An 18,877-nucleotide genomic window follows, 5' to 3' on the forward strand; every position below is an offset into this window, starting at 1 on the left:
CGCAGCAATGTGTGGAGCTGACAAGTACTAATAGGTCGAGGGCTTAACCAATTTGGATGATATACTAAGAATTACTTTCAATTCGCTTCTAGTTTTCAAGGTACAATACCTTGTAAGAACCGCATTTGTTCACAAATGCATGTTTGGTGACGATGGCGGAAGGGAACCACGCGTACCCATCCCGAACACGACCGTTAAGCCTTCCAGCGCCGATGGTACTTGGATCGAAGGATCCTGGGAGAGTAGGACGTTGCCAAGCAACTACAAGCCACTGTTCTTTATGAATGGTGGCTTGTTTTTTTGTGCACCTCAAAATAACGGATTTTGAAGTGCTTATTTGTTTGAAAACCCGAGCATTTCCACAATTAGCGGATTTTGAGGTACTTAAATATAGGAAGAACTGGCGAAATGAGTGTTTTGTGGCATGCAGCTCCAAAATAAGCACTTGATAATCCGTTATTTTCACAAATTCCCTCCATTCTGCCCAAATAAGCACCTCAAAGTCCGCTATTTTCCTTCTAACCCCGCGTACAACTCCCAACTCCACATACAACTCCGAACTCAGCGGCACAACTCTCATCGTCTCAACGACTGAATAGTGGTTTGATTTCGAAGCTCATTATTTTCACAAAATACCCCTCTTCAATATCTTTTCTCCCTTTCATCACCATGTATGTAATATTCGTAATACTACATACTACAGATATTTACGATTCCTACGGCTCTATTTAAGTCGCTTATGTGAAATAAATGGTTACAGCCAGGTATTTACTTGACACTCAAAAAGCCCTTTTGATAAGATAGGCACTAATATGTTCGGAAAAGCTCAATATGGGAGGAATTTAACTGTGTGGGAAAGTAAGTTCAACAAAGAGGGTTTGACATTCGATGACGTATTACTTGTACCAAGTAAATCAGAAGTTTTCGGTAAAGAGATAGATATTTCGATTAAATTAGGTCCTAATTTAAAGCTTAATATTCCATTTATTTCCTCGGCAATGGATACGGTAACGGAGTCCAAGCTAGCGATCGCGATGGCGCGTGAGGGTGGAATCGGAATTATTCATAAGAATATGTCAATTGAACAACAAGCTGAAGAGGTTCTTCGCGTTAAACGTTCAGAAAGCGGCGTTATTACGAACCCATTTTCATTGAATCCAGAGCACAACGTTTTTGATGCTGAGGCGTTAATGTCCAAGTATCGTATTTCTGGTGTTCCCATTGTAAACGAAGCCAATAAGTTAGTCGGAATTTTGACGAATCGTGATCTTCGTTTCATTCATGATTTCAGCACTTCCATTAAAGATGTAATGACACATGAGAACTTGATTACGGCTCCTGTTGGAACAACACTGGCAGAGGCTGAAGTTATTCTTCAAAAATATAAAATCGAGAAGCTTCCACTTGTCGATGAGCATAATGAGCTTAAAGGTCTTATCACGATCAAAGATATCGAGAAAGCCATTCAATATCCGAACGCGGCAAAAGATAAACTCGGTCGCCTAGTAGTTGGTGCAGCGGTTGGTGTTTCCAAAGATGTAATGGAACGTACAGCTGCGCTTGTTGAAGCTGGTATCGATATTATTGTTGTCGATTCATCACACGGTCAGCACATCAATATTCTAAATACAGTCAAAATAATTCGCGACCAATATCCAGATCTTCTGATCATTGCTGGTAACGTAGCAACAGGTCAAGGTACACGAGACCTAATTGAAGCAGGTGCTTCTATTATTAAAGTAGGAATTGGCCCTGGGTCAATTTGTACAACTCGTATTATTGCAGGTGTAGGCGTTCCACAAATTACAGCTATTTACGATTGCGCGACAGTTGCTCGTGAATACAATGTACCTGTTATTGCAGACGGTGGTATTAAGTACTCTGGTGATATTACGAAGGCAATCGCAGCAGGCGCTAGCGCAGTTATGTTAGGCAGCTTGTTTGCTGGTACAGAGGAAAGCCCTGGTGAATCTGAAATTTTCCAAGGACGCCGTTATAAAGTATACCGTGGAATGGGTTCAATCGGAGCGATGAAGGCTGGTTCCAAAGATCGTTACTTCCAAGAAGGTGAAACGAAGCTTGTACCGGAAGGTATTGAGGGTCGTGTAGCCTATAAGGGTACGGTTGCAGAAATTATTTTCCAATTAATCGGCGGACTTCGTTCTGGTATGGGTCTATGCGGAACTCCTAACTTGCAGTCACTAATGAATGATGCACAATTCGTACGCATTACAGGTGCTGGATTACGTGAAAGCCATCCGCATGATGTTCAAATTACGAAAGAAGCACCTAACTATTCTTTATAAAAAGTAAGCTTTATTTTACGAAAAGAGAACAAGGGCGCTAAGGTGCCTTTGTTTTCTTTTTTTACGTTTTGAAAATAGTGCCTTTTTTGTAAAAAAGAGATATTTTGGAATGATGACTAAACATTTCTCTTGTACACATCAGTGTGATAAAATAAAACTTAATGCAACAACTGACGACGTATATGCGTTAAAAGGTAAGTAAATTATTGTCTAAAAGTTGTATACAAATTTGAGGAGCGTGGTAAAGTGTTTGTCATGAAACGATGGAAGAAGAGTATTGCTAGTGTATTATTAATTGGGATGTTGCAATTGGCGTTTTTTCATATAAATATCTCTTCCGTTTATGCAGAAGGAGAGAATCAAACTCCAGCAGCTTCAACTTCGGGTGCACCCAAACTAGATACAGCGAAGGCCGCTATTCTAATTGATGCGGCAACTGGACAAGTACTGTATGAATTCAATGCAGATGAGGCACGTGAACCTGCTTCCATGACGAAGATGATGTCGGAGTATCTTGTTCTAGAAGCGATTTCTGCCGGAAAATTCACATGGGATCAACCGATTACGACTACAAAGTATGCGGCGCATGTCCCAGGATCAGGTCAGATGGTAGCTGAGGGTGAGAAGCTGCCTCTTAAAGATATGTTTGCCCTTATGTCCATTTATTCAGGGAACGATGGAACACTATCGTTAGCAGAAGCTGTAGGTGGTTCTGAAGAGGGTTTTGTCGATATGATGAATGCCAAGGCGAAAGAGATTGGTATGTCGGATAAAACATTCTTTAATAATGCAACAGGATTGAATCATTCGGACCTAGGTGAGTTCGCATCTCCAAAGTATACAGGTGAGAATCAAATGACTGCAAGAGATACAGCGACTTTGGCTCGCCGTTTGATCACAGATCATCCTGAAATTTTGAAATATGCAAGTGTAACTTCCCAGAAACTTCGTCCAACGGATAAGGCCCCAATGATTAACTTTAACTATATGCTTGAAGGCTTTAAGGATAGCGTTTCATTGAAACAATTTGCTTATCAGGGTCTAGACGGACTTAAAACAGGGTTTACGACTACTGCTGGCTATTGCTTTACAGGTACTGCTGAGCGTAATGGAATGCGTTTAATCTCGGTAGTAATGGGAACAGATAAAATAAACCAGCGTTTTATAGAAACTGCTAAACTGATGGACTATGGTTTTAACAACTTTGAATTTAAAAAGCTAGTTGATGCTAAATCCGCAGTAGCTGAACTTAAAACTGTTGAAGTAAGCAAAGGCGTAGAGCTTGAAGTTCCTGTTGTAACGAAGAATGGCGTAGAGTTTATGGTTAAAAAAGGCGAATCACCATCACTTGATGTTAAGGTAGAACAAATTGCTGAGGATAAGCGTGTTGCGCCACTTAAGCGTGGTGATAAATTAGGTACGGCTACGTATACGTATAAGAGTGCTTCAGGAGACATTACACAAACGGTGGATCTAGTTGCAGCTGAAGATGTGGAGAAAGCTAGCTGGTGGAGAATGATTCTTCGTTCCATCAAAAATTTCTTCGGCGGATTATTCGATAGTATCGTAAACCTATTCTAATACACGGATATGTCAAACAGAACGTCTAGATATGGGTTGTATAACCTTATGGCATCCTGTAAAATGAACGATTAGAAGTTCCAATTAACGGGTTCGTATAGACGTTCTTAAATGATCAGGGGGTATAGGAAATGGAAACTGGAACAACACGTGTTAAAAGAGGAATGGCTGAAATGCAAAAAGGCGGCGTCATTATGGACGTAATGAACGCTGAACAAGCGAAAATTGCTGAAGCAGCAGGAGCTGTAGCTGTAATGGCGCTAGAGCGTGTGCCGTCTGATATTCGTGCTGCTGGTGGGGTTGCTCGTATGTGCGATCCTACAATTATGGAAGAGGTAATGAAAGTTGTCTCTATTCCGGTTATGGCGAAGGCAAGAATCGGGCATTATGTAGAGGCTAAGGTTCTAGAATCAATGGGTGTTGACTACATCGATGAGAGTGAAGTTCTTACACCTGCTGATGAAGTGTTCCATATTAATAAGCACGAGTTCACAGTTCCATTCGTTTGTGGTGCGCGTGATCTAGGTGAAGCATTGCGTCGTATTGGTGAAGGTGCTTCCATGATCCGTACGAAGGGTGAGCCAGGAACAGGCAATATTGTTGAAGCGGTTCGTCACATGCGTCAGATGGTATCTCAAATTCGCAAAGTACAAGCGATGAGCAAAGATGAACTAATGACAGAAGCAAAGAACTTAGGCGCTCCATACGAGTTGTTGTTAGAAGTTCATAACACGGGCAAATTACCTGTTGTTAACTTCGCAGCAGGCGGTGTAGCAACACCTGCAGACGCAGCGCTAATGATGCATTTAGGTTCAGATGGCGTATTCGTAGGTTCTGGTATTTTCAAATCAGATAACCCTGAGAAATTCGCTAAAGCGATCGTTCAAGCTACAACTCACTATACCGACTATAAATTAATTACGGAAGTATCTAAGAATCTAGGTACACCGATGAAGGGTATTGAGATCTCCAAGCTTGCGGCTTCAGAGCGTATGCAAGAGCGCGGCTGGTAAGGTAGGTTGTAAGGGATGAGAATAGGTGTACTTGCTCTACAAGGCGCCGTTGCGGAGCATATCCGCTTAATCGAGCAGGCAGGTGCGGAAGGCATCGCTGTGAAGAAGACGGAGCAGTTAGATGAGTTAGACGGAATTATTTTGCCTGGTGGAGAAAGTACCACAATCGGCAAGTTGATGCGTTTGTATGGCTTTAATGAGGCTCTTCAGCAATTTTCTGCTGCAGGCAAGCCGATTTTTGGTACTTGCGCAGGAATGATCCTGCTTGCACATGAGATTGTTAGCGGGGAAGAAGCACATCTGGACCTTATGGATATGAAGGTAGCACGTAATGCATTTGGCAGACAGCGGGAAAGCTTTGAAACAAGCCTTCCTATTAAAGGGATAGAAGTACCTGTTCAAGCTGTGTTTATCCGTGCTCCTCTCATCGAGTCTGTTGGACCAGAGGTTGAGATTCTTGCAACGCATGAAGGACAAATTGTGGCAGCACGACAGGGACATTTGCTTGCTGCATCTTTCCATCCGGAATTAACAGATGATTGCAGAATGCATCGTTATTTTCTTGAAATGGCTAAGTAGATTACGGTTCAACCGTCCATTCGTGGATGGTTGAATCTTTGATTTGATGTGAAATTTTATCAAAATTAGGGAGGAGAATCTCCTTTGTTTGACGTAAAAATATTGCGCAGCGACCTTGAAGCTGTGAAGACAGCGATGAGTAATCGCGGCAAAAGTTACCCAGAGATTGATTTATTCACTGAGTTTGATGTTAAACGTAGAGAATTATTGCAAGAGACGGAAGCGCTTAAGAATCGTCGTAATACGGTATCGCAGGAAGTTGCGAAGCTAAAGCGTACAGGTGAGAATGCAGATGAGCTTATCGCTGAAATGAAAGGCGTAGGCGACCGTATTAAGGAGCTTGATGATGAGCTTCGTGTAATTGAGGACAAGCTTCAAGCTATTTTGTTATCTATTCCGAATATGCCGAATGAAACAGTACCTGTAGGGGCTTCAGAAGATGATAACGTAGAAATTCGTCGTGAAGGCGAAGTTCCAGCATTCACCTATGAGCCGAAAGCACATTGGGAGCTAGCTCAGGATTTAGGTATCCTGGATTTTGAAGCTGCTGCTAAGGTAACAGGATCACGTTTTGTTTTCTACAAAGGCATGGGTGCGCGTCTTGAGCGTGCTGTTATGAACTTTATGATGGATCTACATAGTAACGAGCATGGTTATGAAGAAGTATTGCCTCCATATATCGTGAACCGTGATTCTTTGACGGGCACAGGTCAATTACCGAAGTTCGAAGAGGACGTATTCAAAATTGAAGGTGATTCGGACTACTTCCTAATCCCGACAGCAGAGGTTCCTGTAACTAACTATCATCGCGATGATATTCTTACAGCCGAGCAATTGCCTGTGAATTTTGTTGCATTTAGCGCATGTTTCCGTTCTGAAGCGGGATCTGCCGGTCGTGATACAAGAGGATTAATTCGTCAGCATCAATTTAACAAGGTAGAGCTAGTAAAGCTGGTGAAGCCTGAGGATTCTTATGCTGAGCTTGAGAAGCTTACTGACAACGCTGAGAACGTGCTGCGTAAGTTGGGACTACCATACCGTGTTATGTCGCTCTGTACGGCAGATTTGGGCTTTACATCGGCTAAGACGTATGACCTTGAGGTATGGCTGCCAAGTCAAGGCTGCTACCGCGAGATTTCCTCCTGCTCGAACTTCGAGGATTTCCAAGCGCGTCGTGCCAGCATTCGTTTCCGTCGTGATGCGAAATCGAAGCCTGAATTCGTGCATACCCTGAATGGCTCAGGTCTGGCAGTTGGACGTACAGTTGCTGCGATCATCGAGAATTATCAGCAAGCAGATGGCTCTGTTCTGGTACCTGAAGCACTTATTCCGTACATGGGTGGAGTTAAAGTAATAGCTGGTAAAAATTAACGTTTAAATAATGCGAAATGATAGTTGTCATTTGGCTGGGTTATGTGATATACTCATTTTTGTCACTGCATAAGGAAAGCGTTAACCGCAATCCTTATGTCTACCTTGGAGAGGTGGTCGAGTGGTTTAAGGCAGCGGTCTTGAAAACCGCCGTGTCTTTGCGGGCACCGTGGGTTCGAATCCCACCCTCTCCGTACATAAAGAAGGAGCGAAGAAATTCGCTCCTTTTTTGCGTTTATGGGATGTTTTTTTATGTAGGCGAATATACCTATTTCCACTCCTGACTCTAAAATTATAGAGCGCTCTAGCCGATATAAGATGAGAAAGTCTTTTCGTGGATAAACGACAATCATTGATATATTTCAACTTATAGCGTATGGAGGGAAATGATGAAAAAGTTTATTACAGTGTTTCTATGTCTCGCAGTCCTGTTTGCAAGTGGTTTTGGAGGTGTTGGAAAGGCAGTTGCAGCAGATGAAATTGCACAGCTTGTTCTTTCAGACAATGAAGCTTCCATTGAGACAGGTGATTCCAAAGCATTGACGGCTACAGCTGTTTATGTTGGCGGTAAAACAGAGGATGTTACTGTTAAAACAACCTGGTCAAGTGCGGATGATAATATCGCGACCGTATACGCAGGTACAATCAGAGGTAAGTCTGAAGGCAAGGTTACGATTGTCGCTAACTATTTAGGTAAGTCAGTTAGTGTTAATGTTGAGGTCTTGAAGAAGGTTAGAACATTAACCAAGGACAAGCAAACGATTACTATTCGCACTGGTGAAGATAAAGCTGAACAGGTTACGCTGACAGCGATTTATGATGATAACAAAACAGCGGATGTAACTGAGAAAGCACAATGGACAAGTGATAATCAAGCAGTTGCAACAGTATTAAATGGTAAAATTGTGGGTCATACCTCAGGTACGGCTGTTGTAACCGCTAAGTATGGTAAACAGTCCGTAACGATTCCTGTTAATGTGGAGATCGTAAAGCGCCTTGATCCAAGTAAATCAGAGGTTTCCTTGCTGCTTAAGGACAAGCAGGATACAGCCGAAATTGAATTGACTGCAATTTTCCCTGACGGTAAGTCAGAGATAGTTACTGAGAAAGCAGAGTGGTCCTCAAGTAACGAGGCTGTTGCAGATGCCATTAATGGTGTAATCAAAGCATATGGCTCTGGTACGGCAACCATTACAGCGAAGTATGGAACGAAGACTGCTACGATTAAGGTTGATGTGGACAGAACGATGAAGCTTGAAATGACGCCGCAAAACTTGTTTATGCAGATAAAAGATGGTTCCAAGAAGCTTGCAGTCAAAGCTTTCTATGAAAAAGAACAATCCATGGTTGAAGACGATGTAACCGATAAAGCAGAATGGACATCAAGCAATAGCGACGTAGCAACTGTAACCAAAGGTACAGTTATCCCTCTTAAAGCTGGCGAAGTTACGATTACAGCTAAGTATGGGGATAAGTCAGTAACTACAACGATCGATGTTGAAGTACCTAGAAGACTTGAAGCTAGCCAAGACTATATTGCAGCTAGTGTTCAAGATACAACTGAAAAATCGATTTCCATCACGGCTTACTATGCGAATGATTCTAAGCAGGATGTAACCGATAAAGTAGAGTGGTCTTCCAGCAATGAAGCAATCGTTAGTGTGAATAAAGGAAAGTTAAAAGCTCTTAAAGCTGGTGAGGTAACAATTACAGCCAAATACGCGGATAAAGTTGTAACGATCCGTGTTGACGTAGATATTCCGAAACAAATCGTGGCGGACCCTACATCACTTGATTTACAAGTGGGTGGAACGAAGCAGATCACGCTAAATGCACTATATGGCGATGGTACGAATGTACGTACGGAGAACATTACTGAGTTAGCAGAATGGTCATCAAGTGCTGATTCAATTGTAGAAGTACGTAAGGGTTATGTTACGGGTGTAACGACAGGTGCAGCTACGATTACAGCGAAGTATGGCAATCGTACAGTGACGATTTCTGTATCTGTAGGTATTGTGAAGAGCTTATCGGTTAAGAAAGATGATGCTGCAGTTGATAAGCTTGTCATGAAGAAAGACGATACTGCTCAGTTGAAGCTAATCGTTGAGTACACCGATAAAACGACGAAAGATGTAACGAATTTAGCAACTTGGGCACCTGAAGAGTCTAAGATTGCACAAGTGAACTCCGATGGTATGGTGAAAGCTAAAGGCCCTGGTAAGGTTGATATTTCGGCATCATTCGGTGGTAAAACCGTGAAAGTTGCCGTTGAAGTAGATCAAACGGAGTCACTTACAGCTAGTGATCGATCGATTTTTATGAGCGTTGGGGAAACAAGAGCAATAACGCTTAACCCGAACGATTCCAATAGTGTTTATGTTACACAGCAGGCTGATTGGAGCTCAAGCTCATCAAGCGTTGCTGATGTAGCAGGCGGTAAAATCACGGCTTACAAGAATGGTAAAACAACGATCACAGCGAAGTATGGCGGTAAATCAGTGTCTATTCTAGTTGAGGTAGAAATACTAGACAAGCTGGAAGCAGATACTCGTTTTGTTCAGTTAAAAACGTTAGGCGAGAAGAAAGATAAAGAATTTACTGTTAAACTAACTGCAACCCTATCTAGCGGTCAGAAAATAGATGTAACGGATAAAGCGGATTGGAAAGTATCTTCTTATAAAATAGCTGATGTTGATAATCAAGGTGTTATTAAAGCAACAGGCTATGGTAAGACATCCGTTACAGCGAAGTACGGCGGTAAATCTGTCTCGATTCCTGTCGAGGTAGATCAAATTAAGTATCTTAAAGTTAATCAAGTAAATCTAAGCTTAAAGCCTGGCCAAAAGGCAAATGTAAAAGCCGTAGCAACCTATTGGGATGGTACAGATATAGATGTCTCTATTCCAGCTTTATGGACAACCTCCAGTGTGCAAAAAGCTGATGTAAAAGATGGAGAGATTATAGCACACGGTGTAGGTAGAGCGACAATTAATGTGAAATTTGCGGGGAAGCAAGCACAAGTCATTGTGAACGTTACTAAATAATATATGAGTAGTTGAGAGCCGCCGTAATTGGCGGCTTTTTTTTGTGTGATAGATAGTGTTTAATAGAATAAGATGATAATGGAAGAGAGGGATATTTTTGTTTAAGAAAACAGCAATAATAGCCTTAGTCATGATGTTGGTAGCGGGTGTGGGCCAAGCATTTGCCTATAGTGCTCAAATGCAGACTTTCTCCGATGTAAAGGATGATTGGGCAACGAATAGCATCTATAAACTATCAGCAATTGGAGTTATTGCGGGTACTGGGGATGGCAAATTCCAAGGCAATGGTGTACTGACGAGAGAGGCTTTTGTCAAAATGTTAATGGCTTCTATTTCTGAAACTTCAGCAGCTTCTAAAGCAATGAAATTGCAAGATATGACAGATCCTTCGCGCTGGTCATATAACTATGTGCAGCGTGCTTATGATCTGGGCCTTATTCAATTTATGATAGCGAATGATCAGTTTAAACCTAGCAGCGAGATTACGAGAGAAGAAGTAGCTGTTCTTACAGGCAGTTTACTACTTCAATCAAAGTCGGATGTGGAGCGCACAGCGTGGAAGGATACAGGCTTTAAGGTTGAAGCGGATAATCGGAAGTTTGTAGATGCTGCCGCAATAAATCCAACTTATCAAGCAGAGCTTTACTATAGTTCATCTCTTGGGATTATGGTGGGAGATCAGACAGGTGAATTCAGACCGAAAGCTTCTTTAACGAGAAAAGAAGCAGCAGCTATTATTGAGCGTGTCATTAATGAGCGAATTAAAGGGCAGACTCTATCGGGCATTGGGTATTATGCGATTGAATCTTTCAAGCAAGCGGGCCAAATGAGTCTATTAAATGATGTGAAATTCGGTTGGTCCACTTTATCCTACCCAGCGGCAGGAACAGCTTCACTAGATATGAAGAAGGGTGAATATGCGGTACCAAGCGGCTGGGAAGCGGCGATTCAAATAGCGGATCAGAATAAGGTGAAGCAAGAGCTTAATATTTTTGCTAATAATAAAGATAATCAATTGAGCAAGTTTCTTACGGATCTACCCGCACAGACGGCATTTATTCAATCTGTTCAAACGGCGATGAAAAATGATCCATACGGATTTGGATTTACGGGGATTTCGATCGATTTTGAAGGATTGAAGGATCAAGCGGAGCAGCCTGCATTCGTTAGCTTTTTACAAGAGTTGAAAAAGAGCTTGGACGGATTTACGCTATCTGTTGCAGTTCCGCCTACTGATTGGTATAAAGGCTATAATTTGAAGTCAATTGGTGCTATTGCCGACCAAGTGATCTTGATGGCTTACGATTATACGCATCTGGAAAGCAAGCTTCCTTCTGCACCATTGCCACTTGTGAATGAAGCAATTCAAACCGCTCTGAAGGATATTCCGAAGGAGAAGCTTGTTCTTGGTATTTCAAAGCAAGCGAACCAGTGGATTAGTCGTCCTGATGGTACGGTCGTATCCGAACAGCCAGCTATTAAACTAGTAGAAGATCGAATTGCAAAGCCTGGTACTAAAGTAGAATTTGCAGTTCCTTATTTTCTAAGTAAAATTACGTTCCAAGACGATCGCGGCAACCATGAAATCTGGTATGAAGATGGGAAAAGCATTGAGGCCAAAATATGGCTTGCAAAGTTCTACGGATTACAAGGTGTCTCCTTATGGTATATGGGGAATTACACTTCAGCCGATTATGATGTTGTAAAGCAAAATACGACTAAAAGATAATAGGATTACATAGAGAAGACTCTTGCATAGTGTAAGAGTCTTTTTACGTGATATACTAAACTATTATATCTGAATATTATGTCATTTTAAGATTAAACGATCAATCAGGTGGAGGCTAAAAGGGATGTCAGAAATATTAGTGCGTGAAATGAGAGGGAATGTAGTCGAGAACGTGCATAGAGGTCATATTGTAGTTGTTGATGAGAAGGGTCAGGTGCTGCGCGCGACGGGTGATCCAGCACATATAACTTATTTACGTTCATCAGGTAAGCCGATACAAGCGCTTCCTGCTGTTATGAGTGGAATAGCCCGGAAGTTTGGTTTAACAGATCGTGAGCTTTCCTTATTAGCTGCATCTCATCGCGGAGAGAGCTTTCATATTGAAGCATTAGATTCGATGAAACAGAAGCTGGGTCTTACAGATGAGCATTTATTATGCTCCCCAACTTATCCATTAAATCCAGCCACACGCGATGAGCTATTAAAGAAAGGGCAAACCACAAGACGAATGTATCATAACTGTTCAGGTAAGCATCTGGGAATGATGGCCTTATGCAAGAGCAAGGGTTATCCATTAGAAGGCTACTATGAGCCCGAGCATCCTGTTCAACAAGAAATTCTGCATGTCATGTCTGTAATGACGGGCTGCAAGCCTGAGGAGATTGGCCGTGGCGTAGATGGATGCGGTGTACCTGTATTTGCTATGCCACTTCGTAATTTGGCACATGCTTTTCTTAAATTAGGATGCCCTGAATTAATTGAAGATATCGAAATGCGTAAAGCCGCAGACCAAATTACTCGTGCTATGAATGCTTATCCTGAAATGATCTCAGGCACAGATGCTATCTGCACCCAGTTATTAATGGATGCGAATATTGTTGCCAAGGGCGGGGCACAAGGTGTTTATTGCTTTGGACTTAGACAAGAACGGTTAGGCTTCGCACTGAAGATTATGGACGGTTCATCTGATGAATGGCCGCTAATTATTGCAAGTATATTGGAACAAATAGGCTACCAAAATCAGGCGACTATTGATCGTTTGTATCAGATCGCTAATCAAGAAATTGTGAATGATAATAAGAGAATTGTTGGACGTAATGAGGCTTGCTTTACGCTAGCTAGCAGGTAATAGGAGGAACAGGATTGTGAAGTTCGGTAGGGGTATTCAAAATTCCTCTACCCTTTATTTGTTACACGGGAGCGGGCATAAGGAACTAGCATCTGGTACATGGTAAAAGGTGTGGAGGTGTAGCAATTATGGACAAACCCGAAGTAACGGGGCAGCAGCTTGCAGATCAATGGGCACGTGAGCTTCCTGCGCATATGCCAACATCTGATCATGCTAAGGTCTGGTCTGATGAGTCGAATGATCAAGCGTTGCGCATCCATATTACGAATGCAGGTCGAAGTTCTTATACTTTTGATTTTGCATGTACGTATATGGATTCAAGGGAAGTTAAGGTGGATCTTGTCGATGTGGAAAAAGACGATCTTCACATTGATGAGACGCAGGATCAAGTGCAGGGCTTAATTGAGGATTATGTTCGTCATATCCATGAATGTGCACAAGCTTTGCATGATGTAACACATCACGGTGAGGGGGTTCAGTAATCGATGTCCAAAGGCTCAAATAGCTATAGCGCTGACAAGGATTTGCAGAATGTAGCGAAGGATTTGGATCAACCCGAACTGGGTTCCCATGCGAAACAGCAGCATCAACAGCAGAAGAATGATCGTCGGCATCAGGATGCACTGAATCATGAAGGCTAACTAACTCTGATCTTGAAAGGAACTTACAGCGATGTCTAAACCAAGAACTGTCCCTACAAATGTAGATCCCAAGGGTGAAGAAATTAACGCCAGAGATCGTGGGCAAGGCAATCCTGAGCCATTATCAGGCTCTCATAAGGTAAAGAATCGTAATCATTCGCATAACAATCATGGGCATGGCAAGGGATTCTAGGACGAAATCATTTATAAAAAAAGATCGAAAAGATCGAAATCCGTAGAATAAAATCATTTCATGCGGACATACTATTATTGTCGATGACGAGAGAGGTGTGGTTCCGTTGAACAACGTGAGCAAAGACCTGATGCATCTTTCATGACTTGTCATTTTCGAACTGGAGGTGTGTGCTAAAGACACGTTAGTGTAATTGGACACTTATAGCCAGTAAACGAAAGCCGAGAAAGCCAGAAAGTTAGCAAAAAAGAAATGGTTCTGAGTTCCTTACAGGGATGAAGACATTTCTCAAAAATCGCGAATCATCGACGCAAAAAGAGCCCTTAGGGGCTCTTTTGTTTTTCTTGTCACAATAGATCTGTAATTTTATTGAATTCTTTGACTTCATCGTTCGTTTCCTTATAAATTTGATTCCACTTCGGTTTAATGAAGGCTAGTTTATTGATTAGATTCGGATCAAAATGAGTGCCGCTGCCTTTTTGCAAAATTTCATAGGCTTGCTCTACACTCATTGCCTTACGATAAGCGCGATTCGAGGTGAGAGCATCGAACACGTCAGCGATCGCTAGTATTCGCGCTTCAAGTGGAATTTGCTCTCCTTTAATACCTGCGGGATACCCACTGCCGTCCCATTTTTCATGATGATAAAGAACACCTGCTTTTAATGATTCCAGAATATCAATCTTCTCCACCATTCGACTACCAACGACGGTGTGGGTTTTAATCAGCTCATACTCTTCTACCGTTAACGGACCTTCTTTGGCCAGGATTTGTTCGGGGATGTTGATTTTGCCGATATCATGTAGAAGCCCCGCAAGACGCAGACGTTGAATTTTCTTTTCGCTGCGATAGTCGGATAAGGTCTTGGCAAGCTCAATGGCATATCGACTTACGCGTTCACTGTGACCAAAGGTATATAAATCTTTCGCTTCAACAGCGATAATGAATGATTTGACAACTTGCTCAATGGATACCTCAGCAGATTCCATAATTGTATTCACTTGCGTCTCGTAAAGTTTATTGACTTTTCTTAACATTAAGTGGGCGAATGTACCTGTAATAACGTAAAGCAGTACGCGGTTGGCCATATCAATAGCATCATAGACACCCGGGACGAGCGGATAAAGCGCTCCCAAAAAACTCATCGCCATTAATCCAATAGATGAATAGATGAGTAGTACAGGCATGTCGCCATAAAATGCAGAGATGAGGGGGACAAGAAGGAAGAAGCTCCAGGCTTCACGATAACCTGAGCCAAAATATAGACAGCATACGACAAAAATAATAAAGGTAAGAACTAAATGCTGCATGATGTAAGAAGAGGGGGCAAATAGTTTCTTACCTCCAACTAGGCAGAACCAAGCGACGAAACAAAGAAGCAACAAATAGAGAGAAGCGCGAGAATATGGAAGGTCGAAGATAAGAAAGATTGAATTCCATAATACACTGAAAAATAGGTAGATAAAGGCGATTTTTAGGATGTTGACATTCACTTGCTCTCTATGTGTTCGATAATAAGAGCCAAGTAGAACCTTCTTCTCAGGAATTAGCATAGCCTATTTCCCCTCAGTTCGTCTTAAATATGAACATTACATGGCAATTGTACCACTATTTTTGGCAGTCAACTACTATCTAGGTACCTATGACTAAAAATTTTTGATTTTCCGTAAAATTTAATGTATAGCTTTTTTTGGAAATTATGTCTATGATAGATAAGGAAAATTATTCTAGTTTTAAGGAGTGTGTCATAATGTCTGAGGCTGAGAGTTATCAGTTCGATATAGCACAGGGCTTGTTTCGTGAAAAAGCGATTCGATTGCATCATCAGAGATATGAGGAAGTTGGTTTTTTTGCAAGTGAGGAAGCAGATCCTTATGAGAAGTTATCCAAGTATTTTATGGCCCAGACATCCGATCAGAACGTTGTTGGGGTTACACGCTTGATTAATACGCAATTGGAAGATTTGCCAACGATCAAAAATTTTCACATTTATGATATTAACAAAGCAAAGCTAAACCAAATTGAACCGAATCGGATTGCAGAGATCAGCGCTTTTACCAAAATGCCTGCACATGATGTGGGGATGGGGCTAATCAAAACTGTACTTCAATATTCGCTTCAGGCAGGGCTGACACATTGGATTTGCTGCATAGACGAACGAGTCTATAATTATATGCATCGCATGTTTAAGTTTCCATTCCAAGTGATTGGTGAGCCTAAAGTTTATTTGGGTTCTAGCACCGTTCCTTGTATTCTCAATTTAAAAGAATGTTTATCCAATCTCAAAGAGCGTCGCTCCAAGCTGCACGAGTATTTTATGGAGAATGAGCAAGAAGCGCTGAAGGTGAGCTTATGATTAAAGAACAATTTAGTCGCAATCTAGGTGTAATGTCAGAAGATGAAATCGAGCAGCTCGGTCTTACGACAATTGCAATTGCTGGTTGTGGCTGTATAGGTGGATTTACTGCTGAGCTACTAGTCCGTATGGGAATTGGCAAGCTCATTCTATCCGATCTGGATGTATTTGATGTTTCGAATATTAATAGACAATGTGCAGCAACACATCTAACCGTTGGACAGCCCAAGGTTGAAGCATTGCGAGACCATCTGCTAACGATTAACCCTGACCTTGAGGTCGTTATTTATCCTGAAGGCGTTCATCACGACAATGCTGAAGCATTCGTATCAGAGGCAGATTATGTGGTGGATGCAATTGATTATTTTGCATTTCCGAACTCACTTGCTTTACATCAAGCTGGTAGATCTAGAAACTTGTATATTACGACAGCAGTTGCATTAGGCTTCGGAACCTCTGTTTTAACCTTTGCACCAGATGGTCTAACTCTTGAAGAGTATCTTGGAATTCCTGTAGGTATTCATCCGAATGAAGTGAATGAAATGGTATTTCCTGCCGCCTCCTACAGTCAACAACTGCCTAGCTACGCAACACCTGAGAAAATTGCCAAGTGGATTGGCGAAAGAACAATTCCAACGATCAGTGTGGGACAAGCATTAGGACCAGGCGTACTCGTAACGAATCTAGTACTGCATTTGCTTGGCAGAAAGAATCCTCCGATTGTACCTGAGTCTTTTCAATTACAATTTGAGAAATAACCGTTTCAAGTTACAAAATTCGAGGTTTTCTTGTTGAAAATTTATGATTGACAAAATTAACCTGAATAAATATAGTAATGAATGTAAATGTAAGTCGACTGAAAATTAAATATTGGCACACTAATCGAAAGATTAGGTCGCAAAGCCTTGGAGTCTAACAGTCATAACGACTAATGATCGTCCGGTTGCATTTCAGAAGTTAGGAGAATGCAATGGGGCTTTTTTTAATTGTCGAGAACCATTTCAAGAACAGAATAACGGCACACTAATCGAAAGGTTAGGTCGCAAAACTTTGGAGTCTAAAAGTCACAATGACTAATGATCGTCCGGTTGCATTGAGGTAAAGGTGCAATTTGGGCGGTTTTTTGTTTGTCTACAAACCATTAAATTAACTAGGAGGAAGACTGAATGAATTCTGTAATAAACAGAATGTTTAGAACAAAACATAAGACAAAATCTATCATGAGCCGATTACTATCTGTCAGCTTGGTTATAGCACTAATTATGCCATCTACTGTACTAGCGGCAACGCCAACAGCATCGCCGCAAACAACGAAGGAAATTCTAGCATGTGACGGATGTAGAGCTTATGAGGTTACGACAACATTTACAGCTGAGCCTCAATCGGGTCCAACTCTAAATGATATCGTGATCGTACTAGATAATTCCGCTAGTATGGAGAAGGATTTGAAGGGACAAGACATTGGTAGTAAAGACAAGATTACCAAATCCAGAAAGCAGATCACGGTTGAGAATGCTCAAGAACTAGTTGATAAAATTCTTGCAGCTAATAAAGATAATAAAGTTGCAGTAGTGAAGTTTGATAGCAGTGCGCAAATCATATCTTATGAAAAGAAAAGTAATGGAAAAGATGGAGCAGCAGGATTTACTTCCGATTCAGGTCAATTAAAGAATGCAATAACAACTTATAATAATGCTAAGACAGGAAACACAAATATTGATGCAGGTTTACAAAAAGCGAATGAAGTTTTAAGTTCAGCTAGAGCCAATGCAAAAAAGAAAGTGTTTTTATTTACAGATGGCGGACTTAATATGAGTGTTGGTACTGGTGATTTGACATTTCATACAACTGATGCTTGGAAGTTGACTTATGAAAATAAAAAGAAAGCTGAAGTCCCTGGTTATAGTTGTGGATTTTTGGGTTGCTTTTCATCCGATTATCCAAAACTACCATTTATTAAAAATACAATAAAAACAGCCGATCTTACTAAAAGCAAGTCAGAATTGTTTGCATTCGGTATGTTTGGTAGCACAGAAACAAATTTTAGTAAAATGGATATAGCTCAAGGATTTCTTGTAGAGAACGTAGCGGATGCAAATCGTGTAATTATGGGTAATAATGATTCAGAAGACGCGGTAAAGAAAATCTTCGATCATTTTGGCGAATTGCTTGTTGCTGATGATGTTGAATACAAAGAAACCTTCACAGATACTGTGAAACAAGGCTTTGATTTTAGCGAATTTAAAGTAAACGGTGTTGTAAGTAATGATATTACCGTGACTAATGGACAGCTAAATATTAAAGCTAAGCTAGATAGCAATAAAAAAGTTACGATTAGCTATAAGCTTACCGCAAAGCATGACTATAAAGGCGGATCAGCAACATTAAGCAGTGCTTCCTATTTTGAACATAATAATAAGCAATACAATACCGATATTACGAAGACTTTATCCAACGTAAATGCTCCATTAAATGTGAATGCAGGCCCAGATGTTACAGTGAATAAAGGTCAATCTGTAACATTAGAAGCAACAGCAAGTGGTGGATCAGGCTCAAACAATTATAAGTATGAATGGAAAGTTGAGGGAGGAAGCGAAGTACTCCCAACAACTGCAAAAATCACTCCTGATTTATCCAAGTACCCGGTTAACAGCGAGATTGTTTATGTGGTCACGGTTACGGACGGTACAAATAATATTAAATGTTCGGTTACAGATAAAGTAAAAGTGACTATTCAAGACACAAAAACTAGGAATGTAAGTGTGAAGTACTTGGAAGAAGGTACAAACGAGGAATTATTAGATCCAGCGACTATGGAAGATCAAGAAGTAGGAAGTAACCTGACAGCTCCATCTATACCTGGATATACCGTAACAGATGAAAGTAAAAATTATATCGTAACAAATAGTGAGACTCAAAGACATATCTTCTA

At 41.2% G+C, this 18,877-nt stretch carries 15 protein-coding genes, 1 tRNA gene, 1 rRNA gene and 2 riboswitches; of the genes, 16 read left to right on the top strand and 1 reads right to left on the bottom strand.

All coding sequences use genetic code 11. The features are described from left to right. The first annotated feature begins 142 nt into the window (after nt 1-142). The 13 genes from rrf to E0485_RS22050 all read left to right on the top strand — a co-directional run bounded on the left by rrf (nt 143) and on the right by E0485_RS22050 (nt 13,589). Nucleotides 143-259 (top strand): 5S ribosomal RNA (rrf, locus tag E0485_RS21995). A gap of 589 nt (nt 260-848) precedes the next feature. Further along, nucleotides 849-2,306, top strand: a complete 1,458-nt coding sequence (gene guaB, locus E0485_RS22000) for an IMP dehydrogenase (RefSeq protein ID WP_132420218.1) — start codon at nt 849-851, stop codon at nt 2,304-2,306. Nucleotides 2,307-2,561: 255 nt separating this feature from the next. After that, complete coding sequence (locus E0485_RS22005) at nt 2,562-3,887, top strand: D-alanyl-D-alanine carboxypeptidase family protein (protein WP_132420230.1); 1,326 nt, start codon at nt 2,562-2,564, stop codon at nt 3,885-3,887. 131 nt (nt 3,888-4,018) lie between these two features. After that, entirely contained in the window at nt 4,019-4,900 is an 882-nt protein-coding gene (pdxS, locus tag E0485_RS22010) for a pyridoxal 5'-phosphate synthase lyase subunit PdxS (protein ID WP_132420219.1), read from the top strand. A 15-nt stretch (nt 4,901-4,915) separates the two neighbouring features. After that, nucleotides 4,916-5,479 carry a pyridoxal 5'-phosphate synthase glutaminase subunit PdxT gene (gene pdxT, locus E0485_RS22015; protein WP_132420220.1) on the top strand — a complete coding sequence of 188 codons (564 nt, stop codon included), beginning with the start codon at nt 4,916-4,918 and terminating at the stop codon, nt 5,477-5,479. A gap of 84 nt (nt 5,480-5,563) precedes the next feature. After that, entirely contained in the window at nt 5,564-6,850 is a 1,287-nt protein-coding gene (gene serS / locus E0485_RS22020; protein ID WP_132420221.1) for a serine--tRNA ligase, read from the top strand. A 107-nt stretch (nt 6,851-6,957) separates the two neighbouring features. Further along, nucleotides 6,958-7,044 (top strand) — tRNA-Ser (locus E0485_RS22025). A gap of 192 nt (nt 7,045-7,236) precedes the next feature. Continuing rightward, entirely contained in the window at nt 7,237-9,897 is a 2,661-nt protein-coding gene (locus E0485_RS22030) for an Ig-like domain-containing protein (RefSeq protein ID WP_235857670.1), read from the top strand. A gap of 97 nt (nt 9,898-9,994) precedes the next feature. Continuing rightward, entirely contained in the window at nt 9,995-11,626 is a 1,632-nt protein-coding gene (locus E0485_RS22035; protein ID WP_132420222.1) for an S-layer homology domain-containing protein, read from the top strand. Nucleotides 11,627-11,750: 124 nt separating this feature from the next. Continuing rightward, a complete protein-coding gene (locus tag E0485_RS22040; protein ID WP_132420223.1) occupies nt 11,751-12,755 on the top strand; it encodes an asparaginase in 1,005 nt (334 codons plus the stop codon). Nucleotides 12,756-12,883: 128 nt separating this feature from the next. Next, nucleotides 12,884-13,237: a hypothetical protein gene (locus E0485_RS22045; RefSeq protein WP_132420224.1), complete on the top strand. Its 354-nt coding sequence runs from the start codon at nt 12,884-12,886 to the stop codon at nt 13,235-13,237. Nucleotides 13,238-13,240: 3 nt separating this feature from the next. Further along, complete coding sequence (locus tag E0485_RS25245) at nt 13,241-13,396, top strand: hypothetical protein (protein ID WP_165921262.1); 156 nt, start codon at nt 13,241-13,243, stop codon at nt 13,394-13,396. A 31-nt stretch (nt 13,397-13,427) separates the two neighbouring features. Beyond that, complete coding sequence (locus tag E0485_RS22050) at nt 13,428-13,589, top strand: small acid-soluble spore protein P (protein WP_132420225.1); 162 nt, start codon at nt 13,428-13,430, stop codon at nt 13,587-13,589. Between the two features lie 347 nt (nt 13,590-13,936). Here E0485_RS22050 and E0485_RS22055 read toward each other — a convergent pair whose 3' ends face one another. Beyond that, entirely contained in the window at nt 13,937-15,142 is a 1,206-nt protein-coding gene (locus E0485_RS22055; protein ID WP_132420226.1) for an HD-GYP domain-containing protein, read from the bottom strand. 197 nt (nt 15,143-15,339) lie between these two features. Between E0485_RS22055 and E0485_RS22060 the strand changes: the two genes are divergently transcribed. The 3 genes from E0485_RS22060 to E0485_RS22070 form a co-directional block, all read left to right on the top strand. Next, entirely contained in the window at nt 15,340-15,945 is a 606-nt protein-coding gene (locus E0485_RS22060) for an N-acyl amino acid synthase FeeM domain-containing protein (protein ID WP_132420227.1), read from the top strand. Then, entirely contained in the window at nt 15,942-16,703 is a 762-nt protein-coding gene (locus E0485_RS22065; protein ID WP_132420228.1) for a ThiF family adenylyltransferase, read from the top strand. The genes E0485_RS22060 and E0485_RS22065 overlap by 4 nt, the downstream gene beginning before the upstream one ends. A gap of 104 nt (nt 16,704-16,807) precedes the next feature. Continuing rightward, a riboswitch (cyclic di-GMP riboswitch) is annotated at nt 16,808-16,896 on the top strand. Nucleotides 16,897-16,952: 56 nt separating this feature from the next. Next, nucleotides 16,953-17,041, top strand: a riboswitch (cyclic di-GMP riboswitch). A gap of 70 nt (nt 17,042-17,111) precedes the next feature. After that, nucleotides 17,112-18,877: vWA domain-containing protein (locus E0485_RS22070; protein ID WP_132420229.1), on the top strand; the 1,766-nt coding region annotated here is incomplete at its 3' end.

This window comes from Paenibacillus albiflavus, from assembly GCF_004344915.1.
Taxonomy (GTDB): Bacteria; Bacillota; Bacilli; order Paenibacillales; family NBRC-103111; genus Paenibacillus_AM; species Paenibacillus_AM albiflavus.

What these genes read in the sequence shown, in the direction of transcription:
- E0485_RS22005 (WP_132420230.1), top strand. Translation starts at nt 2,562, where the DNA reads ATGAAACGATGGAAGAAGAGTATTGCTAGTGTATTATTAATTGGGATG.
- E0485_RS22065 (WP_132420228.1), top strand. Translation starts at nt 15,942, where the DNA reads ATGATTAAAGAACAATTTAGTCGCAATCTAGGTGTAATGTCAGAAGAT.
- E0485_RS22045 (WP_132420224.1), top strand. Translation starts at nt 12,884, where the DNA reads ATGGACAAACCCGAAGTAACGGGGCAGCAGCTTGCAGATCAATGGGCA.
- pdxT (WP_132420220.1), top strand. Translation starts at nt 4,916, where the DNA reads ATGAGAATAGGTGTACTTGCTCTACAAGGCGCCGTTGCGGAGCATATC.
- E0485_RS22030 (WP_235857670.1), top strand. Translation starts at nt 7,237, where the DNA reads ATGATGAAAAAGTTTATTACAGTGTTTCTATGTCTCGCAGTCCTGTTT.
- E0485_RS22060 (WP_132420227.1), top strand. Translation starts at nt 15,340, where the DNA reads ATGTCTGAGGCTGAGAGTTATCAGTTCGATATAGCACAGGGCTTGTTT.
- E0485_RS25245 (WP_165921262.1), top strand. Translation starts at nt 13,241, where the DNA reads ATGTCCAAAGGCTCAAATAGCTATAGCGCTGACAAGGATTTGCAGAAT.
- E0485_RS22050 (WP_132420225.1), top strand. Translation starts at nt 13,428, where the DNA reads ATGTCTAAACCAAGAACTGTCCCTACAAATGTAGATCCCAAGGGTGAA.
- E0485_RS22040 (WP_132420223.1), top strand. Translation starts at nt 11,751, where the DNA reads ATGTCAGAAATATTAGTGCGTGAAATGAGAGGGAATGTAGTCGAGAAC.
- E0485_RS22055 (WP_132420226.1), bottom strand. Translation starts at nt 15,142, where the DNA reads ATGCTAATTCCTGAGAAGAAGGTTCTACTTGGCTCTTATTATCGAACA.
- pdxS (WP_132420219.1), top strand. Translation starts at nt 4,019, where the DNA reads ATGGAAACTGGAACAACACGTGTTAAAAGAGGAATGGCTGAAATGCAA.